We start from the raw sequence: 24,247 nt of genomic DNA, 5'->3' as shown, positions 1-24,247 counted from the left end.
TCTGGCGGCAGACGATGGGAGACGAGGGTCTGCCGCCGGGGGTGGACCGGCCGGTTTGGAGAGGGACCGGCCGGTCGTGGTCTAGCGCTGGTTCACTGCCACGTTGCTCGGCAGCGGGATGTACGGGAACGACTGCCCGAAGGCCTTGTCGTTCTTGTCCACCTTGTCCGTCAGACCGGGCACCAGCTTGCCGCTCTGCGCGGCGCCGGCCAGCGCCTGCAGTTCGATGTCCACGACGTCGTCGAGGAGCCGGCGGCCGTTCGGGAAGCCCTGCAGGTCACCGGCCAGCACGCCGAGCCTGTTCGGGTCCTTCGACGGCGGGATCGACATGTTGAGCCTCAGCTGCTCGGAGGGACGCAGCTTGCCCGCGTCCTTGTTGAGCACCTGCGAGTTCAGATCGGCCTTGATCGGGCCGTTCTGCTTGGCGATGCCGGTCAGGAAGATCTCGACCAGGTCGTTGCGCGGGGTCGCGGGGGCCTTGATGCCGTAGAAGGTCTCGAGCAGCCTCGGCACCTCTGGATCGGTGACCCGTGCGACCAGCGCGGCGACGTCGGCGTCCTTCGACGGGTCCAGCGCGTTGTAGGCGTCCTTGATCCCGGCGGACGAGACGACCTCGTTCACCAGCGGGTTGCACAGGCGTGAGACCTGGACGTACTTGTCGCCGTTGGACTTGTCGGTCGTCGAGCACACGCCGATCACGGGGTTGCGCTTGGCGTCGCCCTTGAGCGCCAGGTCCGACGCGGGCACCTGGAGGCCGATCGTGTTGACGTTGTAGCCCCTGGTGGTGTCCTGGCCGACCTCGGACAGGTCACCGCCGTAGACCAGGTCGAATATGCGCAGGTCCAGGAAGAACGCCTCGTCCGACTGTCCGGCGAACGTCTTGCCGCCGCCCGGCACGTTCTTGATGGACTGGGCGCGCAGGGTGCCGTAGTCCGGCATGGAGGCCCGGCCGACGTTGCTCGGCGCGGCGATGCCGTCCGAGACCAGCGTCTTGGTGTCGTCCGGCGTGATGCGCTTGAGCGTGTAGCGCTGGCGGAAGAGCAGGTTGGGGTCGTCCAGCGAGGTGACGGGCCCGTTGTTGTACAGGAACGTGGTGGTGCCGCGCTTGTCCTCGTCGCGGAACGTCCACTGGTAGGTGATGTCGGTCTTGGCGTCACCGTCGTTGTCGATCTTGATGTTGTACCGCGCGCCGGTGTCCCAGGGGTAGAAGTTGGGGCCACCGTTGGGCTCCTGGAATCCGTTCCAGTTGGCCAGCAGCGTCACCGTGTCGGCCTTGTCCGGGCTGACGAACGCGTAGACGTCGGTGTTGTCGATCTGCGGCATGGCCGCGGTCTTGGGGGCCTCACGGTGCGAGGAAGCGATGCCGGAGTCGGTACGGAGCACGGCCAACGACGACGCGGCTACCGCTGCGACGAGGCCAAGTCCGACTAGAGCGCGCCGGTTGATCCGGAGCTCCATTTTCAGTCCTTTCGGATGACTGTTCGGTCCTACGAGGTTCCGGCCGGGTTCCTCGACGCCCTATTCGTCCGCGGGCGGCCTCCGGATGTCGTCTCCTCCTCAAGAAGGAGAGGTCAACCAAAGTTGACATACTTAGGTCGTCAATTTAGGTTGACCCTGTCGCGGTGGTGCCGATCTCGTCGGCCCGTTCGTTGGCAAGTCGAGAAATGTCGTAAAGGGGGATGTGGTGGTCAAAGAGTTACTCGCCTACGTCCGTCCGCACCGGAAGGTCCTTTTCCTGGGCGGGCTGCTGGGCTTGATCGGCTCGGTGGCGGGGCTCGCGATGCCGCTGCTGGCCAAGTACGTCGTGGACGCCTTCGGCCAGAACGGGTCGATGGCCGGGCCGCTGTCAGGGCTCGCCGTGGCGGTGCTGGTGGGCGCGGTCGTGTCCGCCGCGGGGAATTATCTGATGGAACGCACCGGCGAGGGCATCGTGCTCAGCGCCCGGCGCAAGCTCGTCGACCGGATGCTCCGCCTCAAGGTCGCGGACGTGGACCGGCTCAAGCCCGGCGATCTGCTGTCGCGGGTGACCGGTGACACGACGCTGCTGCGCGCGGTGCTGACCAACGGCATCGTCGAGTCGGTCAGCGCGGCGTTCATGCTGGTCGGGGCCATCGTCATGATGGCGACCATGGACGGCGTGCTGCTGCTGGTCACGCTGCTCGTGGTCGTGGTGATCGGCGGGCTGGTGGCGCTCATCATGCCGAAGATCCAGCGTGCGCAGTCACAGGCCCAGGAGGCCGTGGGCGAGATGGGGGCCGTGCTCGACCGGGCGCTGCAGGCGTACCGGACCGTCAAGGCGAGCGGTGCCGAGGAGCGGGAGATCGCCGTGGTCGGCGACGCGGCCGAGCGCGCCCGCGACCGGGGGCTGCAGGTCGCCGGGTGGACGTCGCTGGCCGGAGTGGCGACGTGGATGGCGGTGCAGATCGCGTTCCTGTGCGTACTGGCCGTCGGCGGGGCCAGGGTCGCCTCCGGCACGCTGGAGGTCTCGTCGCTGATCGCGTTCCTGCTGTACCTGTTCTACCTGGTGCCGCCGATCGGGCAGCTCGTCCAGGGCGGTGTCCAGCTCCAGCAGGGGCTGGCCGCGTTGAAGCGGATCAAGGAGATCGAGGAGCTGCCGGCCGAGCCCGCCGAGCCGGTCGCCGTCACGGGCGACCCGGAATCGAGCGGGGCGCCGATCGGGGTGACGTTCGAGGACGTGGTGTTCCGCTATGGCGAGGACCGGCCCCTCGTGCACGACGGGGCCAGCTTCGAGGTGCCGCCCGGTGGGCTGACCGCGCTGGTGGGGCCGTCGGGGGCGGGCAAGTCCACCGTGTTCGCCCTGCTCGAACGCTTCTACGACCACCAGGACGGGCGGATCTCGATCGGCGGGCGCGACATCCGCGACTGGCCGCTGGGCGAGCTGCGGGCCGCACTCGGGTACGTCGAGCAGGACGCCCCCGTGCTGGCCGGCTCCCTGCGGGAGAACCTGCTGTTCGCCGCCCAGGACGCCACCGAGGAGGAGCTGCGCCGCGCCATCGCCCGCACCAGGCTCGACGACCTGGTGGCCAGGCTGCCCGAAGGGCTGGAGACGCCGGTCGGCCACCGTGGCGTGCTGTTGTCGGGCGGCGAGCGGCAGCGCGTCGCCATCGCCCGGGCCCTGCTGCGCAAGCCCAGGCTGCTGCTGCTCGACGAGGCCACCTCCCAGCTCGACGCGGTCAACGAGCTGCGGCTGCGCGAGGTCATCGCAGAGGTCGCCAGGGAGACGACCGTGCTGGTCATCGCCCACCGGCTGTCCACGGTCACCAACGCCGACCGGATCGTGGTCATGGAGGCGGGCGGCGTACGGGCGGTGGGGACGCACGACGAGCTGGTCGGCGCGGACGACCTCTACCGGGAGCTGGCCGCCACCCAGTTCTTGGTCGGCGAGCCGTTGTAGTCTGCGGGTGACATGGATGAATGTCTTCATTCAGGAGGGTCACAATGGGTCGCAGCGTGCGCGCGCCGCGAGGCACGACGATCACCGCCAAGGGATGGCCGCAGGAGGCCGCGCTCCGGATGCTCCAGAACAACCTGGACCCGGAGGTCGCCGAGCACCCCGAGCAACTGGTCGTCTACGGCGGCTCCGGCCGGGCCGCACGTGACTGGGCGTCCTACGACGCGCTCGTCAGGACCCTCACGACGCTCGAGGGCGACGAGACCCTCCTGGTGCAGTCGGGGCGCCCCGTGGGGGTGTTCCGCACCCACGAGTGGGCGCCCCGGGTGCTCATCGCCAACTCCAACCTGGTGCCTGACTGGGCCAACTGGGAGGAGTTCCGGCGGCTGGAGGCCGCCGGGCTCACCATGTACGGGCAGATGACCGCCGGGTCCTGGATCTACATCGGCACGCAGGGCATCCTGCAGGGCACGTACGAGACGTTCGCGGCGGTGGCCGCCGAACGCTTCGGCGGGTCGCTGGCCGGGACGATCACGCTGACGGCGGGCCTGGGCGGGATGGGCGGCGCCCAGCCGCTGGCCGTCACCATGAACGGCGGGGTGGCCCTCTGCGTCGACTGCGACCCGCGCTCGGTCGCCCGGCGCATCTCCCATGGCTATCTGGACGTGGAGGCCGCGTCCGTGGAGGACGCGCTGCGGCTGGCGTACGAGGCGCGCGACGCGCGGCGGGCCCTGTCGATCGGGCTCGTGGGGAACGCGGCCGAGGTCGTCCCCGGGCTGCTGGCGAGCGGGGCCGAGATCGACATCGTCACGGACCAGACGTCCGCCCACGATCCGCTGATGTACCTGCCGCTGGGCGTGGCCTTCGAGGACATGGCCGCTGAGCGGGACAAGGACCCCGCGGGGTTCACCGAGCGGGCGCGGACCTCGATGGCGCGGCATGTGGAGGCCATGGTCGGGTTCCGGGACGCGGGGGCCGAGGTGTTCGACTACGGCAACTCGATCAGGGGTGAGGCGCGGCTGGCGGGATACGCGCGGGCCTTCGACTTCCCCGGGTTCGTGCCTGCTTACATACGGCCGCTGTTCTGCGAAGGGAAGGGGCCGTTCCGGTGGGCGGCGCTCAGCGGCGATCCCGCCGACATCGCCGCCACCGACCGGGCGATCCTGGAGCTCTTTCCCGAGAACGAGGCGCTCGCGCGGTGGATCAGGAAGGCCGGGGAGAAGGTGCACTTCCAGGGGCTGCCCGCGCGGATCTGCTGGCTGGGATACGGGGAGCGGAACGTCGCCGGGGAGCGCTTCAACGACATGGTGGCGTCCGGGGAGCTCCAGGCGCCTGTCGTGATCGGGCGTGATCATCTCGACAGCGGGTCCGTGGCGTCGCCGTACCGGGAGACGGAGGCGATGGCGGACGGGTCGGACGCGATCGCGGACTGGCCGCTGCTGAACGCCATGCTCAACACGGCCTCGGGGGCCGCCTGGGTGTCGATCCACCATGGGGGCGGGGTGGGGATCGGGCGGTCCATCCACGCCGGGCAGGTCACGGTGGCCGACGGGACCGCCCTGGGACGGGAGAAGCTGAGCCGCGTGCTGACGAACGACCCCGGGACGGGGGTCATGCGCCACGTGGACGCCGGCTACGACAAGGCCGCCGAGGTGGCGGCCGAGCGCGGGGTCCGCATCCCCATGCGCGAGTCCTGACCGTATCCCCGAAGGCCGTGGTGCTGGGGCGAGGGATGAGAATGGCGGGTCGGCGGCGTTGGAGGTGGCGTGGCGGACGGATATCACGGTGGGCTGAATGTGCTGCTGGATGGCCGGAGGCTGTCGCCCGTGCAGCGGAGGATCGCGCACTACCTCAGTGAGCACCTGGATGAGGCGATCTTCCTGTCCAGCGTGGAGCTGGCCGAACGGGCGGGGGTCAGCCAGCCCTCGGTGACCAGATTCGCCGTGGTCCTGGGGTTCGCCGGATACCCCGAGCTCCGGCAGGCGTTGCGGCCTCTGGTGCTGGGCGGCGCGGGGGCGGGGCAGCCGCAGGAGAGCCTGCTGCGCACCGCCATCGACTGCGAGATCCGCAACCTGGCCGTGGTGCGCGACCGTCTGACGGCGTTCCCGCTCAAGGAACTGGGCGAGCAGCTGGCCGCCACCGAGCCCCTGCCCATCCTGGGGCTGCGCGTGTCGTGCGGGCTGGCCACCACGTTCGCCTACTACGCCCGCCGCATCCACCCCGACGTGCGGCTTCTCACGCATGGCGGGTCGGAGCTGGTCGACGGGTTGCACGCCGCCCGCAGGGCCGGGGCGGAGTGGCTGGTGGCCGTGGTGCTGCCGCGCTATCCCAGGGAGGCCGTGCAGGCGCTGGAGTACGCGGAGAAGCTGGGGCTCAGGGTGGCGGCGATTACGGATAAGCCGGATTTCCCGGCCGAGGTGGTGCTGGACGCGCCTGTCGGCGACCGGCTCGTGTTCGACTCCCACGCGGCGCCGCTGGCCATCGCCATGGCCCTGGTCGAGGCCATGGCGGACGCGGCGCCGCTGCGTACGCAGGCGCGGCTCGAGGAGTACGAGCGGATGACCGACGAGACCGGTGCGTTCCTACCCGGCGATCTTGCTTAGCGCCCGCATGGACCAGATCGTGGTCAGCACCGCCAGCACGATGAACACCGCGAACGCGATCGGGATCGAGGAGTTCGACAGCTGCCCGGCGAACAGCGCCCGCCCCGCCTCCACCGCGTGGTAGAGCGGATTGACCGGCGCGATCGCCTTCATCCAATCGGGCGCGAAGGAGATCGGCACGAAGAGCCCGGCCAGCAGCATGATCGGCAACATGAACAGGTTGAGCGTCTGCGACATGCCGTTCTCGTCCCGGATGGTCAGCGCCAGCCCTTGCGACAGGCTGGAGGCGAACAGGCCGGTCGCGGCCATGAGCAACAGCACGAGCACCAGCTCGACGGCCCCGATGCGCACGCCCATCACGATCGCCACGATCAGCACCAGGATCGCCTGGAACACCAGCATGACCATGTCCTTGGCCACCCGCCCGAGCACGATGGCCGGGCGCCACGCGGGGCTGACGGCATACCGTTCGATCGAGCCGTTGCGCACCTCGGCGATCAGCCCGAATCCGGAGAACATCGACCCGAAGACGGCGATCATCATCATCGCCGCCGGGGTGAACATGCGCAGCGCGTCCTCCGTCGTGCCGCCGGGCGTCATGGTCTTCAGCAGCGGCGCGAACATCACCAGGTAGAGCACCGGCTGCAGGATGCCGAACAGCGGCCAGATCGGGTTGCTGAACGACTTCTTCAACTCGTAGCCGGTGAAGAGGGCGGTGTGGCGGATCATGCGTCGGCTCCGGTGTCGCGCAGGGAACGGCCGGTCTTGGCCAGGAACACGTCGTCCAGCGTGGAACGGTCGAGCGCGATGGAGCTCAGCTTGATGCCCTGCTCCTCCAGCGCCCGCAGCAGCGCGGGCAGCGTGTGCTCGCCGTCGTCCACGTAGACGCGCAGCACGTCCTCGTCGAGCCGGGTCTCGCGGGCGAGCGGCTCCAGCGTCTCGGCGGCCCGCGCGGGCTCGTCGACCCTGAGCGTGATCACGTCGCCGGAGACCTCGCGCTTGAGCGCGGCCGGGGTGCCCTCGGCCACGATCCGGCCGTGGTCGACGATCACCAGCCGATCGCACAGCGCGTCGGCCTCGTCCAGGTAGTGGGTGCTGAGCAGCACGCTCGTGCCGGACTCGCGCAGCTCGGCGATGCGATCCCACAGGTTCGCCCGGTTCTGCGGGTCCAGGCCGGTGGTCGGCTCGTCGAGGAACAGCAGCGGTGGGTTGTGCACCAGCCCGATCGCGATGGCGACCCGCCGCTTCTGGCCGCCGGACAGCGTACGGCTGGGGCGGTCGGCGATCTCGGTGAGGTCGAAGCGCTCCAGCACCTCGGCCGTGGCCCGCTGGGGATCCGCGATGGCGTGGATCTTGGCGGCCATCATGATCTGGGCCCTGGCGGACGTGGTGTCCTCGACCCCGCCGGCCTGGCTGACGTAGCCGAGCTTGCGCCGGACGGCGGCGGGCTCCTTCAACAGGTCGTGTCCCGCGATCGTGGCCGTGCCCGCGTCGGGCCCGATCAACGTGGCGAGCATCCTGATCGTGGTCGTCTTGCCCGCGCCGTTGGGCCCGAGCACTCCGAAGATCTCTCCTTTCTCGACCTCCAGGCCGACGCCCCGCACCGCCTCCACGGTCTGCGGGCCCTTGCGGCTCCTGGTGGTGAACGTCTTCCTTAAGTCGCGTGCCTCAATGATCATCAGGCTCCCTCGAAGGTGATCTCATGGCAATTCGTCCGCCTCGACCCGCGCGACGGCCTTCTCGACCCAGTCGAGCTGGGCCTGGAGCATGGCCCGCGTCAGCAGCAGGTTCTCGCGGATGTGATCTGGAGCGCCGTGGTGGTGTTTGAGGTCAACGATGTGGCCCATGGTCTCGACGCTCATCTTGAGCTGCGTCATCCTGCCATACAGGGCGTCCAGAAGCTCCTGCTTTTTCAGCTTGTCCATGAACGTCATCGCCACCTGGAACGGGTCGATGATGGGCTTGACCTCGTGCCAGGCTTTCAGGAGCAGCCGGTGGAACTCCTGCCGGCCCGCGTCCGTGATCGCGTAGACGCCCTTGCCGCCCTTGGCCCCCTCGACGATCTCCAGCAGGCCCTCGTCGGCCATCTTGCCGAGCCCGTGGTAGATCGAGCCGTAGGCGATGCTGGCCCAGACGTCGGCGCTCATCGCCTCCAGTCGCCTGCGGACGCCGTAGCCGTTCATGGGGTCGTCGAGCAGGACGCCGAGGATCAGGACGCGCATCGATGACATACTCAAGTTTGTACTCAAATTTGATTACTTCGTCAACCTCAATAAGCTGATCGCCATGACTGAACGACCAACGGCGCTGGTCACCGGCGCCTCGCGGGGTGTCGGCGCGGCCGTCGCCCGGGCCCTCGGGCCGACCCATCACGTCGTCCTGGGCGGCAGGGACGAAGAAGCGCTCGCCGAAGTGGCGGCCGAGCTGCCCGACGCCCGGCCCTGGCCCGTGGAGCTGACGCGGGTCACCGAGGCGGACGTCGCGGGCGTCGAGCGGCTCGACGTGCTCGTGCACAGCGCGGGGGTCGCCAGGCTCGGCCGCATCGCCGACCTCCCCGCCGACGCCTGGCTCCGGATGATGGAGGTGAACGTCGTCGCGGTCGCCGAGCTCACCAGGCTGCTCCTGCCCGCCCTCCGGCGCGCCCGCGGCCACGTCGTGTGCGTCAACTCCGGCTCCGGCCAGCGCGCCAATCCGGACTGGGCCGCCTACGCGGCCAGCAAGTTCGCGCTGAAGGCGTTCGCCGACGCGCTGCGACTGGAGGAGCGCGACCTCAGGGTCACCACCGTCTACCCCGGCCGGACGGCCACCGACATGCAGCACGAGGTGCGCAGGTACGAGGGCGGCGCGTTCGAGCCGGAGAAGTACCTGCGGCCGGAGAGCGTGGCGCAGGCCGTCCTGGCCGCGCTCAACGCCGGACCGGACGCCCACCTCACCGAGCTCACCCTCCGCCCGGCGGCCGGTCCTCCCAGCTGAACGGATCCGCAACGGAGTGAGGACATCCGTTCAGCGCTCCGGGCCTTGGGCCCGGCGAAACCGCTGAATGGATCCATTCACTACAGTGGGTCCATGCTGGAACCACTCACACGCATAGGACGGGACCCGGCGACCGGTGGCTACGTCAGGGACGCCTGGTCGGAGGCCGACATGGAGCTACGGGAGTGGTTCGCGGGGGAGGCGGCGCAACGCGGCCTCGACCTGCGTGAGGACCGCAACGGCAACCTCTGGGCCTGGTGGGGCGACCCCTCGCGACGTCCGGGCGTGGTGACCGGCAGCCACCTCGACTCCGTACGCCAGGGCGGCGCGTACGACGGCCCGCTCGGCGTCGTGTCCGCCTTCGCCGCCCTGGACCTGCTGAAGACCCGCGGCGTGACGCCCGGAAGGCCCGTGGGCGTGGCCTGCTTCACCGACGAGGAGGGCGCCAGGTTCGGCGTGCCGTGCATGGGGTCGCGCCTGCTCACGGGCGCGATCCAGCCGGACAGGGCGCTCGCGCTCACCGACGACGACGGGGACACGCTGGCCGACGTCATGACGAGGGCCGGGAGGAAGCCGTACGGGATCGGGCGGGACGACGAGACGCTGGCCACGATCGGCACGTTCGTGGAGCTCCACGTGGAGCAGGGCCGCGGGCTCGTCGACCAGGACAGGCCGGTGGGCGTGGCGAGCGCGATCTGGCCGCACGGGCGCTGGCGGTTCGACTTCCGCGGCCGGGCGGACCACGCGGGCACCACCAGGCTGGCCGACCGCGACGACCCGATGCTGCCGTTCGCCCGCATGGTGCTGGCCGCCCGCGCGGGCGCCGAGCGCCGTGGCCTGGTGGCCACGGTCGGCAAGGTACGCGTCTCGCCGGGCAACGCCAACGCCGTCCCCGGCCTGGTGACGGCCTGGCTGGACGCCCGAGGGCCGGAGGAGCGGGACGTGCGGGACCTGGTGGCGGAGCTGGCAGAAGGGCTCGACGTACGCGAGGAGTCGTGGACGCCGGTGGTCGGCTTCGACCCGGCGCTCAGGGACCGGCTGGCCAGGGTGACCGGCGGCGACACGCCCGCGCCGATCCTGCCGACCGGAGCCGGGCACGACGCGGGAATCCTGGCCGCGGCGGGCGTGCCGACCGGCATGTTGTTCGTCAGGAACCCCACCGGCGTGTCCCATTCCCCCGATGAGCACGCCGAGCAGGCAGACTGCGAGGCGGGAGTCCTGGCGCTGGCGGACGTGCTGGAGGATCTGTGTCGCTGACGTACTGGTGCGAGCAGGCATGGCTGCCCGACGGCGTCGCGGACGACGTGCTCGTCGTGGTCGACGGCGACAGGATCGCCAGGATCGGCCAGGGCCCGCCGCCACCCTCCGCCGAGCGGCTGCCAGGGCTCACCGTCCCAGGCCTGGCCAACTCCCATTCCCACGCTTTCCACCGCGCGCTCAGGGGCGCCGCCCAGGAGGGCAAGGGCGACTTCTGGACCTGGCGCGAGCGCATGTACGAGGTGGCCGCCCGGCTCGACCCCGACGGTTACCTGCGGCTGGCCAGGGCCGTCTACGCGGAGATGGCGCTGGCCGGGGTGACGTGCGTGGGCGAGTTCCACTACCTGCACCACGCGCCGGACGGCAGCCCGTACGACGACCCGAACGCCATGGGCCACGCTCTCGTCCAGGCCGCCCGCGACGCCGGGCTGCGCATCGCGCTGCTCGACACCTGTTATCTGTCCGGCGGCATGGGCAAGCCCCTGGCCGGCGCCCAGGTGCGCTTCGGCGACGGCGACGCCGAGCGCTGGGCCGCCCGGACCGATGACCTCGCCGCCGCCTACCAGGGCCAGGCCGACGTGGAGATCGGCGCGGCCGTCCACTCGGTCCGCGCGGTGCCGCCCGAGCAACTGCCGGTCGTCGCCGAGTTCTCCCACCACCACGCCGCGCCCCTGCACGCGCACGTCTCGGAGCAGCCGGCCGAGAACGCGGCCTGCGTGGAGATGTACGCGGCCACCCCCGTCCAGCTCCTGCACGAGCACGGGGCACTCGGACCGCGCTCGACCGCCGTGCACGCCACCCACCTGACCGACGTGGACATGGAGCTGCTCGCGCACTCGGGCACGTACATCTGCATGTGCCCCACCACCGAGCGCGACCTCGCCGACGGCATCGGCCCGGCCAGGACCCTCGCCGACCGGGGCGCGCCGATCACGCTCGGCTCCGACAGCCACGCCGTGATCGACCTGTTCGAGGAGGCCCGCGCGGTCGAGCTGGACGAGCGGCGGGCCAGCGGGAAACGCGGCCACTGGCCCGCCGCCGACCTGCTCGCCGCCGCCACCTGCACCGGCCAGGCCTCGCTCGGCTTCCCGGACGCGGGCATGCTCGTGCCCGGCGCGTGGGCCGACCTGGTGTCGGTACGCCTCGACTCGGTGCGTACGGCGGGCGCGAAAGGGCTGGAGGCCGTGGTGTTCGCGGCCACGGCGGCGGATGTGCATTCGGTGATCTCCGGCGGGCGCCGCGTGGCCGAGGACGGGCGGCACCGGCTCGGCGACGTCGGTCCCCTGCTGGCTGAGGCGATAGGAGCCTTGCGATGACGACGACGCTGATCGACGGGATCGGGCTGCTCTACACCGGCGACCCCGAGCGCGAGGAGATCGCGGACGCGGCGCTGGTGCTGGAGGACGGGCTGGTCGCCTGGGCAGGTCCTGCCGCCGGGGCCCCGGACGCCGACGAGCGGGTGGACGCGGCGGGCCGGGCCGTCATCCCCGGTTTCGTCGACAGCCACGCGCACCTGATCTTCGCCGGCGACCGCACGGCCGAGTTCCAGGCCCGCATGTCCGGCGAGCCGTACACCGGCGGCGGCATCAGGACCACGGTCGCCGCCACCCGGCAGGCCGGCTACGCCGAACTGGCCGGCCGCGCCCGGGCGCTGGTCGGCGAGATGCGCGCCCAGGGCACGACCACCGTGGAGATCAAGAGCGGCTACGGGCTGTCCGTCGAGGACGAACGGCGTTCGCTGGAGATCGCCGGCGGGCTGACCGGCGAGACCACGTTCCTGGGGGCGCACGTGGTGCCCGCGGACATGGACGCCGACTCGTACGTGCGGCTCGTGGCCGGGGAGATGCTGGAGGCGTGCGCCCCGTACGCGAAGTGGGTGGACGTGTTCTGCGAGCGTGGGGCCTTCGACGGGGACCAGACGCGGGAGATCCTGAGCGCCGGGCTGAAGGCGGGGCTGGGGGCGCGGGTGCACGCCGGCCAGCTCGGCGAGGGCCCGGGAGTGCGGATCGCCTGCGAGCTGGGCGCGGCCTCGGCCGATCACTGCACCCACCTCACGGCGGCCGACGTGGACGCGCTGGCCGCCTCGGAGACGGTGGCGACGCTGCTGCCGGGGGCGGAGTTCTCGACGCGGTCGCCCTACCCCGACGCCAGGCGGCTGATCGACGCCGGGGTCACCGTGGCGCTGGCCACCGACTGCAACCCGGGGTCGTCGTACACGTCGTCGATGGCGTTCTGCGTGGCGCTGGCCGTGCGCGAGATGCGGATGACGCCGCTGGAGGCGATCAGGGCGGCGACGTACGGCGGGGCACGCGCGCTACGGCGTGCGGACGTAGGCTGGTTGCGGCCCGGAGCCCGCGCGGACCTCGTCGTGCTCGACGCCCCGTCCTACGTCCATCTGGCCTACCGGCCGGGCGTACCCCTCGTTCACCAGGTGTTTCAGGAAGGTCTCCTCCTTGAGTAGGACATCCAGAACCCTCCCTCGGACGTAGTGCTTTAGGGAATCTTTGCATCTGGCCGGACGTTGGCCGGGTATAGAACGCAGCTGCGGAACGAGGTGCCTGGGGATGGCAAGGCCTACGGGGAGTCGCACGCAGGAGCAGCACGTCGCGGATCGCGATCTGCTGGGGACGTATCTGGCCGAGATCGGCCGCGTCCCGCTGCTTACGGCGGAGGAAGAAGTGGAGCTCGCCAAGCGGATCGAGGCGGGCCTCTTCGCGGAGCAGTTGCTCGACAGCGGGGGCTCGGAGCCGCGTATCGGGGACGCGGCCGACGAGGAGCTGGAGCGCCTGGCCATTTCCGGCCAGCGGGCCAAAGACGAGTTCATCCAGGCCAACCTGCGCCTTGTGGTGGCGGTGGCCAGGAAATATTCGGGTCGGGGGATGCCGCTCATCGACCTGGTCCAGGAGGGGAACCTGGGCCTTGTTCGTGCAGTGGAGAAGTTCGACTACCGGCGGGGATACAAGTTCTCGACGTACGCGACGTGGTGGATCCGGCAGTCGGTGGGGCGGGCCATCCACGAGCAGGCGCGGCCGGTGCGGTTGCCCACGCACGCGGGTGAGCAGATGACCCGGCTGATGCGGGTGCGGCGGGACATGCTGGCCGAGTTCGACGCCGAGCCGACCGACGACGATCTCGCCGCGATCCTCGAGCTGCCGATCGAGCGGGTGCGGGAGCTGCGGCGGTGGGCGTCCGATCCCGTCTCGCTCCAGCTGGGGGTCGGGGACGAGGACGAGACCGAGCTCGGCGACATGATCGCCGACGAGACGTGGGCCGATCCCGAGCAGCAGGCCATCGACATCCTGGAGCGGGAGCGACTGGACCAGTGGCTGACCGGGCTCGAGGGCGCGACCAGCGAGATGCTGCGGTGGCGGTATGGGCTGGTGGACGGGCGCGAGCACACGCTGACAGAGGTGGGCGAACGGTACGGCATCGGCCGTGACCGCGCCCGCCGCATCGAACGCGACGCCTTGGCCCGCCTCCGCAAGATGGCCACGGCCGCGGCCTGACCTTTGCCTTTGCCCTGCCCGGCGCGTGCTCCGCGCCGGGCAGGGCTTGTTTACGCGGCTGGCCGGAGACGCCGGGGCGGGTGACGGCGGTGGCGTGGGTCAGGCGTGATGGAGGAGGCGGCGGAGGAATTCCTCGACGGCGGCCTCGGCGGCGGCGCGGTCGCCGCCCCTGGCCACCAGGAGGACGCTCTCGTTGATGGCCGCCAGCAACATGTGGGCGTGCAGATCCAGGAACTCGGGCGGCACCGACCCCGTGGCCTTCAGAGCCGATTTCAGCATGCCGAACGAATAGCGCTCCTCCATGGCCCGCCAGCGCTCCCACCCCAGCACGGCAGGGGCGTCGATGAGGATGATCTGCTTGATGACGGGATCCCCGGCGAGCCTGATCCAGGCCAGCACCCCCGCCTTCAGTGACGCGGCCGGCTCCCTGATGCCGCGCACCGCTTCCATGATCTTGCCTCCGACGGCCGACTCCGTGGCCTCGAGCACGGCCTCGAACAGCGCGTCCTTGCCCGCGTAGTGGTGGTATAGCGCCCCCCTGCTCAGCCCCGTCTCCTGCAGGACTGTCTCGATCGAGGTGTCGTCGTAGCCCCGTTCGGCGAACAGCCGCGTGGCGATCGCCAGGACCCTGTCGCGGGTTGCCGCGCCGCGTTCCGCCTTGAGGTTCATGGATCCCACCATAGACAAACCGACTGTCAGTCGGTAATTTCGTAGACCGACAGTCGGTTTGTAATCGGGAGGAGAACGGTCCATGGAGGGCATCAAGTACGTGGATGTGGGGCAGGGCCCGGTGGCGCTGTTCGTGCACGGCGTCGGCACCAGCTCGTATCTGTGGCGCAACGTCATCGCCGAGTTCCGTGACGAGCGCCGCTGCGTGGCCATCGACCTGCCGGCGCACGGCGGCAGCGCGCCGCGCGACGACCTGTCGATCCCCGCGCTCGCCGAGGCCGTGGCGGAGCTGTGCGACGGGCTCGGCCTCACGGACGTGGATCTCGTCGGCAACGACACGGGCGGCGCGGTGGCGCAGGTCTTCGCCGTACGGCACCGCGACCGGCTGCGTACGCTCACGCTGACCAACTGCGACGTGCACACCAACACCCCGCCCGAGTCGTTCAAGCCCACCGTGGAGTTGGCCGCCAGGGGCGAGCTGGCCGAGCTCACGGCCGCCCTGCTCGACCAGCCGGAGCTGATTGCCGGCACCGCCTACGGCGAGGGCTACGAGCGGATCGACGACCCGGCGGCGCTGGTGGAGGCGTACCTCCGGCCGATCTTCGCCAGGCCGGACGGCGGCCGGGCCTTCGAGCGGGTGCTGACCTCCATCGACGCCAAGGACATGATCGCCATCGAGCCGCAGCTCACCGTGCTGACCGTGCCGACGCTCGTGGTGTGGGGGACGGGCGACGTGTTCTTCGACGTGAGCTGGGCCCGCTGGCTGCGCGACACGATCCCCGGGGTCAGGGAGATCGTCGAGATCGAGGGCGGGCGGTTGTTCTTCCCGGATGAGCGGGCCCGTGAGCTGGTGCCGCATCTACGGCGGTTCTGGGCGCGGCAGCCCTAGGCTGTCGTCTGTGAATGTCGAGATGTTGCGGCGCTATCCGGTCAAGTCCATGCTGGGCGAGGAGATCGCGCAGAGTGAGGTGACCGAGCGGGGGCTGGCCGGGGACCGGGCGCGGGCGGTGCTCGACGTCGCCACCGGGAAGATCGCCAGCGCGAAGAACCCCCGGCTCTGGCGGGACCTGCTGACGATCGAGGGGGCGTGCGTCCCGGGCGACGAGGAGCTGTCCAAGCTGCTCGGGCGCGAGGTGCGGCTGATCGACGTGCCCCCGGAGGGCGCCGAGTTCGAGCGCTCGGTCCCCGAGCGGGTGCTGGCCGAGGGGATCGAGGCGGAGGTGCCCCACACCGTCGGCACCCTGGGGGCCGCGTCGCCCGCCGGCACGTTCTTCGACTTCGCGCCGGTCCATCTGATCACCACGTCCGCGCTCCGGCGGATCGGCGCGCTCAGCCCGCGCGGGCACGTCGAAGCCCTCCGCTACCGGCCGAACCTGGTCGTCGGGACGGACGCGGAGGGCTTCCCCGAGAACGCCTGGGTGGGCCGGGAGCTGCACGTCGGCGATGACGTGGTGCTGGAGGTCGTCGTGGCCAGCCCGCGCTGCGCCGTGCCGACGCTCGCGCACGGGGCGCTGGGCCGCGACGCCGACGCGCTGCGCACGGTGGCCAGGCACAACCGGGTGCCGGTGTTCGATCTGGCTCCGCAGCCGTGCGCGGGAGTGTACGCCCGCGTGGCGCGGCCCGGCAGGATCAGGAAGGGCGACCCGGTGGGCCTGGCGTGACTCAGGCCAGCGGCGCCAGGTACTTGTCCAGGTCGTCAAGGATCTTGCCGGCGGCCGTGACGCCGATGCCGGTCATCCAGATCTCGTCGTCCACGTTGTAGGCGTGGCCGGCCTTGACGGCGGCGAGGTTCTTCCACAGCGGCCCACCGGTGACCTCGGCCTGGGACTTGGCGGCCGCCTCGCCGTACGCGCTGTAGAAGACCGCGTCGGCGTCGGCCTGGGCGATGTTCTCCTGGCTCAGCTTGCCGAATCGCTTGTCCTGCTGGTCAGCGAGCTGCTGGGCCTCGGGCCGGGGGATGCCGGCGTCGCCCACGACGATGCCGCTGAACGACTCGGGGCCGTACATGCGGATCTCGGTCGGCATGAACCGCACGATGCTCACCTGAAGCTTCGAGAGTTTCGCGCCGACCTCCTTGGCACGCGTCTCGTAGGTGGACAGCAACTGCTGCGCCTGGTCCTTCTTGCCCAGCGCCTCGGCGTCGAGCAGGAAGTTCTCCTTCCAGGTGACGCCGACCTTCTCGGTGAACACGGTGGGCGCGATCTTGCTGAGCTTGTCGTAGAAGGACTGCTGCCGGAACTTGGAGCCGAGGATGAGGTCCGGCTTGAGCGCGATGATGGCCTCGATGTTCGGGGCCTGGAGGGTGCCGACCGGCTTGGTGGCCGACAGGGCCGAGCCGAGGTACGCCGGCCACTTCTGGTTCTCCTGGGCCTGCGCCGCGCCCACGGGTGCGAGGCCGAGCGAGACCATCGTGTCGAGCTTGTCCGTGTCGAGGACCACGACCCGCTTCGGGGTCGCCGGCACCTTCGTCTCTCCCATGGCGTGCTTCACGGCCCGGGTGGGACCCGCCTCCTGGGAGGAGGTGGAGGTGCCGGAGCTCGCGCAGGCGGCGAGGGTGAGGAGGGGCAGCATGGCGGCGACGGCCAGGCGGAGGCGCATCAGCATTCCTTGATCGATTTAGATAAGGCAACCCTAAGTATCGCACGCCTGGAATTGCAGTGCCGAAATGCTAGCTGTGAGGCGTCCGAAACCTACCCGAAACACCTGTGCGGCGAGATTCACGAATGTGAAACACACCTGGTCGCGCCACGAAACCCCGGAAGAACACGCTGTGGCCACACGTCACATGTAAGGAGGGTCGCTTCGATGATCGACAGCGGCACTACCGCCTGGATGCTGGTATGCACCGCCCTGGTGCTGCTGATGACTCCGGGCCTCGCGTTCTTCTACGGGGGCATGACCAGGGCCAAGAGTGTCCTGAACATGATGATGATGTCGTTCGTCAGCATCATCGTCGTCACGGTCGCCTGGGTGCTGTACGGCTACTCCCTCGCGTTCGACCCCGCCGGAGACGGATCCGGCTTCGTCAACAAGATCGTGGGAGGACTCGACTACGTCGGTCTGAGCGGGGTCTTCAACGCCGTCTACGAGAACATCATCGTCGCGGGCGGCGACGTCACGCCCGAGGCCGCGGCCGTCGACAACTTCCCGCTCATGGTGTTCGCCGCCTTCCAGCTGACCTTCGCCATCATCACCGTGGCGCTGATCAGCGGCGCGATCGCCGACCGGGCCAAGTTCGGCGCCTGGGTCGTGTTCTCCCTGCTGTGGGCCACGGTGGTCTACTTCCCCGTCGCTCACTGGGTCTGGGGCGGCGGCTGGCTGGGCCAGCTCGGCATCGAGGACTTCGCCGGCGGTACGGTCGTCCACATCAACGCAGGTGCGGCGGCGCTCGCGCTCGCGCTCGTCCTGGGCAAGCGCAAGGGCTGGCAGAAGGAGCCCATGCGGCCGCACAACCTGACCATGGTGCTGCTCGGCACCGGCCTGCTGTGGTTCGGCTGGTTCGGCTTCAACGCGGGCTCGGAGCTGGCTGCCGACCAGACCGCCGGTCTGGCGTTCATGAACACGCAGGTGGCCACGGCCGTGGCCGCCGGCGCCTGGCTCGTGGTGGAGAAGCTGCGCGACGGTCACGCGACCACGCTCGGTGTCGCCTCCGGCGCGGTGGCCGGTCTGGTCGCCATCACCCCGGCCTGTGGTTTCGTCGACCCGTGGGCGGCCGTGGTCATCGGCCTGCTCGCCGGTGTGGGCTGCGCCTACGCGGTCGGCCTGAAGTACAAGCTCGGCTTCGACGACTCCCTCGACGTGGTCGGCGTGCACCTGGTCGGCGGTGTGATCGGCGCGGTCTCCCTGGGCTTCGTGGCGGCCTACCCGTTCCTGCCCGGCCAGAACAAGGGCATCCTGATCGAGGGCGGGCAGATCAGCCAGCTCGGCCTCCAGGTCCTCGGCCCGGTCGCGGTCGGCCTCTACTCCTTCGTGATCTCCTGGATCCTCGGTATGATCATCGACAAGACGATGGGCTTCCGGATCGCCGAGGACGCCGAGGTCACCGGCGTCGACATCACCACCCACGCCGAGACCGGCTACGACATCGGCACCTTCCACGCCTCCGGCGTGACGTCCTCCAACGGCCCCGCCCCCGCTCCTAAGAAGGTGGACGCATGAGGCTCATCACGGCGATCATCAAGCCCTTCAAGCTGGATGACGTGAAGGCCGCGCTCGAACAGTTCGGCATCAAGGGAATGACGGTCAGCGAGGCGAGCGGCTACGGCCGGCAGCGCGGCCACACCGAGGTCTACCGCGGCGCCGAGTACCAAGTGGACCTGGTCCCCAAGGTCCGGCTCGAAGTCCTCGCCGAAGAGGATGACGCCGAGGACGTGATCGACGTCATCGTCAAGGCCGCGCACACCGGCAAGATCGGTGACGGCAAGGTCTGGTCCGTGCCCGTGGACACCGTCATCCGCGTACGTACGGGAGAGAGGGGCCCGGAGGCCCTGTGATGAACCTAGAGCGCCCGGACAAGGGGGTCCGGGCGGAGCTCTGGAAGGCTTTCACGAAGCGGCGCTGCCCGGACGACGATGTCCGGGCAGAGCTCGGCAAGGGGGCACAGCAGTGAGAGGAGAAGCCCGTTCGTACGCCGCGGCCCGCAAGGAGCGCACCGCGGACACCGACCGCTGGCTCAAGGATCTCTTCCGCACGGCGAGCGATGGCGACCACGTCTCACTCATCGCCGTCGGCAGCCTGGGGAGGGGCGAGCCGGCCCCCGGCAGCGACATCGACCTGGTCCTCCTGCACAACGGGCGGCCCGACGTGGCCAGGATCGCCGACCGCATCTGGTATCCGATCTGGGACTCGGCGGTCAACCTCGACCACTCCGTACGCACGGTCGAAGAGGCGGTGGCCGTCGCCAGGCAGGACCTGAAGGCCGTGCTCGGACTCATCCAGGCCAGGCACGTGGCCGGCGATCCCGAGCTGACCAGGAAGGCCAGGGAGGCGGTGCTCGCCGAGTGGCGGGCGGACTCCCGGCGCAGGCTCGGGGAGCTGCGGGACGCCGCCGACAAGCGGGCGCAGGTCAGCGGTGAGCTGGCCTTCCTCCTCGAACCTGATCTCAAGGACGGCCGCGGCGGGCTCCGCGACGTCCAGGCCATGCAGGCCGTGGCGGCGGCCTGGGTCGCCTCCGCGCCGGGTCCCCGGGCGCGGGAGGCGTACGAGTTCATCCTCGACGTGCGGCACGCGCTGCACGTCGTCACCGCCCGCGGCACCGACCGGCTGGTCCTGCAGGAGCAGGACGCCGTGGCCGGGCTGCTCGGCCTGCTCGACGCCGAGGCGCTCATGCGCCGGCTCGCCGAGGCGGGCCGTACCGTCTCCCATGCTTTCGACGCCACCTGGCGCACCGTTGACAGGCTCGTGTCAGGACCGGCTCCCCGAGGCCGCCGCCCGCTGGCGGACGGCGTGGTCGAGCACGGTGGCGAAGTGGTGCTCGCCAGGGGGGTCGACCCTCGCAAGGACCCCGTTCTGGTGTTGCGCGCGGCCGCGGCCGCGGCCGACTCCGGGCTGCCGTTCGCGCCCGCCACGGTGTCCGTTCTCGCTGCTCAGTCGGCTCCCATGCCGGTGCCGTGGCCTGAGGAGGCGCGGGACGCGCTGGTGTCGATCCTCGGCGCGGGCCGTGCCGCCGTGCCCGTGTGGGAGGAGCTCGACCAGGCGGGCATCCTTGTCAAGCTGCTTCCTGACTGGGAGCGCGTACGCCACCGCCCCCAGCGCAACCCGATCCACCGCTTCACGGTCGACCGGCACCTGATCGAGGCCGCCGCGAACGCCGCCAGCCACACCCGCGACGTCTCCCGTCCCGACCTCCTGCTGATCGCGGCGCTCTTCCACGACGTCGGCAAGGGCTGGCCCGGCGACCACTCGGCGACCGGAGAGGTCGTGGTCCGCGACATCGCGACCCGCATCGGCCTGCCCGCGCCGGACGTGGACATCCTGGCCACCGTCGTACGCCACCACCTGCTGCTGCCCGAGACCGCCACCCGCAGGGACCTCGACGATCCCGTCACGATCGAGAAGGTCGCCGGCACCGTCGGCTCGCGGGAGGTCCTCGACCTGCTGGCCGCGCTGGCGGTCGCCGACGGCCACGCGACCGGTCCGGCCGCCTGGAACAGCTGGAAGGCCGGGCTCGTCGCCGACCTCGTGCGCCGGGTGAGGTCCGTGCTGGCCGGCTCGCCGCCGCCCAAGCCGCCCACCCTGTCGTCCGAGCAGGCCTCGCTGGCCAGGCACGGCGGCGGCGCGGTACGCGTCAACGGCGGGAGCGTCACGGTCGTCGCCCCCGACCGGGTGGGGCTGCTCTGGAGCGCCGCCGGCGTGCTCTCCGCGCACCGGCTCATCGTGCGCTCCGCCTCGTCCGCCTCCGCGGGCTCCACGGCGGTGATCGAGTTCTCCGTCATCCCGGAGTACGGCTCCCCGCCCGACCCCGCCACGCTGGAGTCAGATCTCCGTCTCGTCCTTGCTGGGCGTCTTGACATCGAACAACGGCTGGCCCGTCGTGCCCGCGCCATGAGGCCGCCTCGGGTACCCGTGGCGCCACCTCGGGTGACGCTGGTCGATGACGCCTCCGCGACCGCCACCGTGGTGGAAGTCAGGGCCCATGACAGGCCGGGACTTCTGTGGCGTATCGGGCGGGCGTTCGGTGAGTGTGGTCTTGACGTGAGGGCCGCTCGCGTAGAGACTCTCGGCGCGGAGGCGGTGGACGTCTTCTATGTGGTAGATCGCGCTGGTCGCCCCCTCAGCGACGATGCGCAGAGGGCACAAGTCCGCGATCACGTGCTTGCCGCATTGCGATAACCAACAGCACAGAACTGCCGGTCGCGTTTGTAACGATTGTGTCCGATAAGGTCGGTCTAGTCGGTTGCTGCGGATACCTTGTGTGCCGGTTTGGTAGCCCGTTCCCGGAACGGGATGATTGAGGGGTAGCGGGAGCAGTGACTACGGGGAACTCCGACGGTGGCTTCGCCGCGAAGCGGTACCGCGGGAAGCGGTCGCTGTCGCGCCTGGGCCTGCGCAACTGGCGCGTGCGGTGGCGCCTCACGGCCCTCATCATGGTGCCCACGATCGCCGCCGTCGTCCTGGGCGGCGCGCGCGTGGTCGCCTCCGTCCAGAGCATCGGCGAGTACGATCGCACCGCCGCCGCCGCCGAGCAGGCGAACCGCATCCGCGACCTGGTCCAGGCATTGGGCCTGGAGCGCGACACCGGCGGCTGGATCGGCGCCAGCCGGGCGATGCGCAAACCGCTCGCCACGCCGTTCGCCGAACGCAAGGCGGCCGTCGACAAGCTGGCCACGACCGTCCGCGCCGACCTCGAAACGATCGACGAGTCCTACGGCCCGCGCGTGGTCAAGGCCGCCACCGAGGCGCGCTCCGACCTGAGCCGGCTGGCGAAGGTCAGGGCCGAGGGCCAGACCCGCACCGTCGAGTACGACTTCCTCACCGACAGCCTGCTCATCCTGCACGACGAGCTGAGCCTCATGTCCGAGGACTCCCAGATCGTCGGCCAGTTCCGCGCGCTGAGCGCGCTGGCGAGGGCGAAGGAGGAGATCTCCCGGCAGCGCGTCCTGCTGCTCCAGGCCTCCTACAGCCCCGACACCGTGGACGCCAAGACCGTCGAGCAGTTCATCGCCTCCAACGCCCGTCAGCTGACCGACATCTCCACCGTCGGCACCGAGGCCGGCGCCGAGGCGGGCCTGGAACTGTCCAAGGCGCTGACCTCCAGGAACGAGTACGTCAACGTCCAGCTCACCAAGTCCCGCGCGATCACGCTGGCCAGCGGCCGGGCGCCTGGCATCCGGATCACCGAGAACCTGATCTCGGCCAGGGCCAGCCGCCAGGAGTGGTTCGAGAACAACAGCGCGGTCGTCGACGTCCTGCACGACGTCGAGAAGGACCTGGCCGCCAAGGTGAACCTGCGCAGCCAGGAGCTGCGCGAGTCCGAGATCCGCAACGCGATCATCGCGGGTGCGCTGATCGTCGCGCTGCTGCTGCTGGTCCTGCTCCTCACCGTGGCCATCGCCCGGTCCATGGTCGGCCCGCTGCGGCGGCTGCGTACCGAGGCCCTGGAGATCGCCGGCTTCCGGCTGCCGGACGTGGTGCGCCAGCTGCGGATCAACGGCGACGCGGCGGTGGGCGACGTGCGCCCGATCGAGATCGAGGGCAACGACGAGATCGGCGAGGTGGCCCGGGCCTTCGACCAGGTGCACCGGCAGGCCGTGCGCCTGGCGGGCGAGGAGGCCGAGCTGCGCGGCAACATCAGCTCGATGTTCGTCAACCTCTCGCGCCGCACCCAGACGCTGGTCGAGCGGCAGATCTCGCTGATCGACGGCCTGGAGAAGGGCGAGCAGGACGGCGGCCGTCTGGCCGACCTGTTCAAGCTCGACCACCTGGCCACCCGCATGCGCCGCAACTCCGAGAACCTTCTGGTCCTGGCCGGTCACGAGGCCACCCGCCGGCGCAGCCAGCCGGCCAAGCTGGTCGACGTCGTCCGCGCCGCGTTGTCGGAGGTCGAGGGCTACGAGCGCGTCCAGGTGCGGGTCCACCGCGCCACGTCGGTGCTCGGCAGCTGCGCGAACGACCTCGTCCACCTGGTCGCCGAGCTGGTCGAGAACGCCATCCAGTTCTCCCCGAACACCTCCAACGTCGTGGTCACCAGCAGCATGATCGAGGGCGGCGGAGCGCTGCTGTCGGTGAGCGACACCGGCATCAGCATGACCGAGGAGGAGCTGGCCGAGGCCAACCGCCGTCTGGCCGAGCCGCCCGTCGTGGACGTGTCGGTGTCGCGGCGCATGGGCCTGTTCGTGGTCGGCCGCCTGGCGCTGCGCCACGGCATCCGTGTGCAGCTCAGGAAGGGTGAGGGGGCCGGCCTCCTCGCCATGGTGCTGCTTCCGCCCGCGCTGATCGCCGACGGCACGCAGCAGCCGCTGCCGCAGCGTCCGGCGTTCGGCGGCGGAAGTGTGCCCACCCCGCCGGCTCCGGCGTTCGGTGGCGGCCCCGCGGGCGTGCCCGGCCAGCCGGCGACGCCGAACGGGACGTTCCGGTCGTTCGGCAGCTACGACTCCGTCGACCGCGGCCCAGCCCGCCCCAACGGCGCACCCCGGCCTGCGTTCGGCTCGTTCAGCTCGGACCTCGGTCAGCCCGGTGTGACCGGTTTCACGGCCGACACCGACGGCGGCTCCTACCGCAGGCCGTCGCACTCATTCGACTCCGGGACCTTCCCTTCGTACCCCGGCACGGGCTCCCACCCATCCGGAAATGGCGCGTTCCAGACGCCGCCGCCGTCGTACTCCACGAACGATGTGCGCTTTCGCGGGGCGGGGGACGCAGATGCGACGCCCTCGGTCGAGGTGTCGCCGATGGAGCCGGAGCAGGAGGAGTACCTGCCGATCTTCGCGTCGGTGGAGTCCGCCTGGTTCCGGCGGCCGCCCGGTGAGCAGGCGCTGCCGGCGAAGGTGGTGGGCGAGGGCGAGGCCACGCCCACGCAAGCCGTACCCTCTGGGGAGGAATCGTGGCAAACGGCCGCAGACGCCGGATGGCGGGCGGCGGCCGCAGCCAGCGAGCCCAGCCTCGGCGGCGTCACCGCCGCCGGGCTGCCGAAGCGCACCCCCAAGGCCAACCTGGTGCCGGGCACGGCGAGTCAGCCGGCCCAGCAACAGCAGCCGCAGCAGGCGCCGGCGGCACCGGTCTCCGCGGACCGGCTGCGCAGCCGGATGGCCAGCTACCAGCAGGGTGTGCGGCGGGCTCGTCAGGAAGCACGTCAACAGGAGGAACAGAGTGAGTAAGCGTCCCGCCGG

The 24,247-nt window shown here is 70.6% G+C and carries 20 protein-coding genes; 14 read left to right on the top strand and 6 right to left on the bottom strand.

The features are described from left to right. Positions 1-81: 81 nt before the first annotated feature. A complete protein-coding gene (locus ACIBX3_RS00780; protein ID WP_397111667.1) occupies positions 82-1,458 on the bottom strand; it encodes a DUF4331 domain-containing protein in 1,377 nt (458 codons plus the stop codon). Between the two features lie 226 nt (positions 1,459-1,684). Here ACIBX3_RS00780 and ACIBX3_RS00775 point away from each other — a divergent pair, with 226 nt between their 5' ends. The 3 genes from ACIBX3_RS00775 (at position 1,685) to ACIBX3_RS00765 (ending at position 6,015) form a co-directional block, all read left to right on the top strand. After that, the gene (locus ACIBX3_RS00775; protein ID WP_397111665.1) at positions 1,685-3,415 is read left to right on the top strand and encodes an ABC transporter ATP-binding protein; all 1,731 of its coding nucleotides are present in this window, start codon (positions 1,685-1,687) and stop codon (positions 3,413-3,415) included. Between the two features lie 44 nt (positions 3,416-3,459). Beyond that, positions 3,460-5,109 carry a urocanate hydratase gene (hutU, locus tag ACIBX3_RS00770; RefSeq protein ID WP_397111663.1) on the top strand — a complete coding sequence of 550 codons (1,650 nt, stop codon included), beginning with the start codon at positions 3,460-3,462 and terminating at the stop codon, positions 5,107-5,109. Between the two features lie 69 nt (positions 5,110-5,178). Further along, on the top strand, positions 5,179-6,015 hold the full coding sequence (locus ACIBX3_RS00765) for a MurR/RpiR family transcriptional regulator (RefSeq protein ID WP_397111661.1): 837 nt from the start codon (positions 5,179-5,181) through the stop codon (positions 6,013-6,015). Here ACIBX3_RS00765 and ACIBX3_RS00760 read toward each other — a convergent pair. Genes ACIBX3_RS00760 through ACIBX3_RS00750 form a run of 3 tightly spaced genes read right to left on the bottom strand, consistent with a single transcriptional unit; the run spans position 5,995 to position 8,237 of the window. Beyond that, on the bottom strand, positions 5,995-6,744 hold the full coding sequence (locus ACIBX3_RS00760; protein ID WP_397111659.1) for an ABC transporter permease: 750 nt from the start codon (positions 6,742-6,744) through the stop codon (positions 5,995-5,997). The two genes, ACIBX3_RS00765 and ACIBX3_RS00760, sit on opposite strands and share 21 nt — an antisense overlap. Continuing rightward, positions 6,741-7,694 (bottom strand): ATP-binding cassette domain-containing protein, encoded by a 954-nt coding sequence (locus tag ACIBX3_RS00755; RefSeq protein ID WP_397111657.1) that lies wholly within the window; start codon positions 7,692-7,694, stop codon positions 6,741-6,743. Before ACIBX3_RS00755 ends, ACIBX3_RS00760 begins: the two co-directional genes overlap by 4 nt. A 21-nt stretch (positions 7,695-7,715) precedes the next feature. Next, a complete protein-coding gene (locus ACIBX3_RS00750) occupies positions 7,716-8,237 on the bottom strand; it encodes a PadR family transcriptional regulator (protein ID WP_397111655.1) in 522 nt (173 codons plus the stop codon). A 64-nt stretch (positions 8,238-8,301) separates the two neighbouring features. Between ACIBX3_RS00750 and ACIBX3_RS00745 the strand changes: the two genes are divergently transcribed. The 5 genes from ACIBX3_RS00745 to ACIBX3_RS00725 all read left to right on the top strand — a co-directional run bounded on the left by ACIBX3_RS00745 (position 8,302) and on the right by ACIBX3_RS00725 (position 13,751). Then, positions 8,302-8,988: an SDR family oxidoreductase gene (locus ACIBX3_RS00745; protein WP_397111653.1), complete on the top strand. Its 687-nt coding sequence runs from the start codon at positions 8,302-8,304 to the stop codon at positions 8,986-8,988. 93 nt (positions 8,989-9,081) lie between these two features. Further along, positions 9,082-10,245: an allantoate amidohydrolase gene (locus ACIBX3_RS00740; RefSeq protein ID WP_397111651.1), complete on the top strand. Its 1,164-nt coding sequence runs from the start codon at positions 9,082-9,084 to the stop codon at positions 10,243-10,245. Continuing rightward, on the top strand, positions 10,236-11,561 hold the full coding sequence (locus ACIBX3_RS00735) for a formimidoylglutamate deiminase (RefSeq protein WP_397111649.1): 1,326 nt from the start codon (positions 10,236-10,238) through the stop codon (positions 11,559-11,561). Before ACIBX3_RS00740 ends, ACIBX3_RS00735 begins: the two co-directional genes overlap by 10 nt. Then, entirely contained in the window at positions 11,558-12,706 is a 1,149-nt protein-coding gene (gene hutI, locus ACIBX3_RS00730; protein ID WP_397111647.1) for an imidazolonepropionase, read from the top strand. The genes ACIBX3_RS00735 and hutI overlap by 4 nt, the downstream gene beginning before the upstream one ends. 103 nt (positions 12,707-12,809) lie before the next feature. Further along, complete coding sequence (locus ACIBX3_RS00725) at positions 12,810-13,751, top strand: RNA polymerase sigma factor RpoD/SigA (protein ID WP_397111645.1); 942 nt, start codon at positions 12,810-12,812, stop codon at positions 13,749-13,751. A 99-nt stretch (positions 13,752-13,850) separates the two neighbouring features. Here the strand turns inward: ACIBX3_RS00725 and ACIBX3_RS00720 are convergent, their stop codons facing one another. Further along, positions 13,851-14,420 carry a TetR/AcrR family transcriptional regulator gene (locus ACIBX3_RS00720; RefSeq protein ID WP_397111644.1) on the bottom strand — a complete coding sequence of 190 codons (570 nt, stop codon included), beginning with the start codon at positions 14,418-14,420 and terminating at the stop codon, positions 13,851-13,853. 82 nt (positions 14,421-14,502) lie between these two features. Between ACIBX3_RS00720 and ACIBX3_RS00715 the strand changes: the two genes are divergently transcribed. Beyond that, complete coding sequence (locus ACIBX3_RS00715; RefSeq protein WP_397111643.1) at positions 14,503-15,309, top strand: alpha/beta fold hydrolase; 807 nt, start codon at positions 14,503-14,505, stop codon at positions 15,307-15,309. Positions 15,310-15,319: 10 nt separating this feature from the next. Continuing rightward, entirely contained in the window at positions 15,320-16,081 is a 762-nt protein-coding gene (locus tag ACIBX3_RS00710) for an MOSC domain-containing protein (protein ID WP_397111642.1), read from the top strand. A gap of 1 nt (position 16,082) precedes the next feature. Here the strand turns inward: ACIBX3_RS00710 and ACIBX3_RS00705 are convergent, their stop codons facing one another. Then, complete coding sequence (locus ACIBX3_RS00705) at positions 16,083-17,018, bottom strand: ABC transporter substrate-binding protein (protein WP_397111641.1); 936 nt, start codon at positions 17,016-17,018, stop codon at positions 16,083-16,085. Positions 17,019-17,225: 207 nt separating this feature from the next. On the opposite strand from ACIBX3_RS00705, the gene ACIBX3_RS00700 reads away from it, so the two are divergent. From ACIBX3_RS00700 to ACIBX3_RS00685, 4 genes are all read left to right on the top strand, one after another. Next, positions 17,226-18,578 carry an ammonium transporter gene (locus ACIBX3_RS00700; protein ID WP_397111640.1) on the top strand — a complete coding sequence of 451 codons (1,353 nt, stop codon included), beginning with the start codon at positions 17,226-17,228 and terminating at the stop codon, positions 18,576-18,578. Continuing rightward, positions 18,575-18,913 carry a P-II family nitrogen regulator gene (locus ACIBX3_RS00695; RefSeq protein WP_043616024.1) on the top strand — a complete coding sequence of 113 codons (339 nt, stop codon included), beginning with the start codon at positions 18,575-18,577 and terminating at the stop codon, positions 18,911-18,913. Before ACIBX3_RS00700 ends, ACIBX3_RS00695 begins: the two co-directional genes overlap by 4 nt. A gap of 112 nt (positions 18,914-19,025) precedes the next feature. After that, complete coding sequence (locus tag ACIBX3_RS00690; protein WP_397111639.1) at positions 19,026-21,251, top strand: [protein-PII] uridylyltransferase; 2,226 nt, start codon at positions 19,026-19,028, stop codon at positions 21,249-21,251. A 137-nt stretch (positions 21,252-21,388) separates the two neighbouring features. Further along, a complete protein-coding gene (locus ACIBX3_RS00685; RefSeq protein ID WP_397111638.1) occupies positions 21,389-24,235 on the top strand; it encodes a nitrate- and nitrite sensing domain-containing protein in 2,847 nt (948 codons plus the stop codon). Positions 24,236-24,247: the final 12 nt, after the last annotated feature.

Source organism: Nonomuraea sp. NPDC049480, from assembly GCF_044465905.1.
GTDB lineage: Bacteria > Actinomycetota > Actinomycetes > Streptosporangiales > Streptosporangiaceae > Nonomuraea.
This window is presented reverse-complemented; position numbering and strand designations above follow the sequence as displayed.

Coding starts and splice junctions, on each gene's coding strand:
- ACIBX3_RS00780 (WP_397111667.1), bottom strand. CDS start 1,458: ATGGAGCTCCGGATCAACCGGCGCGCTCTAGTCGGACTTGGCCTCGTC.
- hutU (WP_397111663.1), top strand. CDS start 3,460: ATGGGTCGCAGCGTGCGCGCGCCGCGAGGCACGACGATCACCGCCAAG.
- ACIBX3_RS00760 (WP_397111659.1), bottom strand. CDS start 6,744: ATGATCCGCCACACCGCCCTCTTCACCGGCTACGAGTTGAAGAAGTCG.
- ACIBX3_RS00755 (WP_397111657.1), bottom strand. CDS start 7,694: ATGATCATTGAGGCACGCGACTTAAGGAAGACGTTCACCACCAGGAGC.
- ACIBX3_RS00750 (WP_397111655.1), bottom strand. CDS start 8,237: ATGCGCGTCCTGATCCTCGGCGTCCTGCTCGACGACCCCATGAACGGC.
- ACIBX3_RS00745 (WP_397111653.1), top strand. CDS start 8,302: ATGACTGAACGACCAACGGCGCTGGTCACCGGCGCCTCGCGGGGTGTC.
- ACIBX3_RS00740 (WP_397111651.1), top strand. CDS start 9,082: ATGCTGGAACCACTCACACGCATAGGACGGGACCCGGCGACCGGTGGC.
- hutI (WP_397111647.1), top strand. CDS start 11,558: ATGACGACGACGCTGATCGACGGGATCGGGCTGCTCTACACCGGCGAC.
- ACIBX3_RS00725 (WP_397111645.1), top strand. CDS start 12,810: ATGGCAAGGCCTACGGGGAGTCGCACGCAGGAGCAGCACGTCGCGGAT.
- ACIBX3_RS00720 (WP_397111644.1), bottom strand. CDS start 14,420: ATGAACCTCAAGGCGGAACGCGGCGCGGCAACCCGCGACAGGGTCCTG.
- ACIBX3_RS00715 (WP_397111643.1), top strand. CDS start 14,503: ATGGAGGGCATCAAGTACGTGGATGTGGGGCAGGGCCCGGTGGCGCTG.
- ACIBX3_RS00705 (WP_397111641.1), bottom strand. CDS start 17,018: ATGCGCCTCCGCCTGGCCGTCGCCGCCATGCTGCCCCTCCTCACCCTC.
- ACIBX3_RS00700 (WP_397111640.1), top strand. CDS start 17,226: ATGATCGACAGCGGCACTACCGCCTGGATGCTGGTATGCACCGCCCTG.
- ACIBX3_RS00695 (WP_043616024.1), top strand. CDS start 18,575: ATGAGGCTCATCACGGCGATCATCAAGCCCTTCAAGCTGGATGACGTG.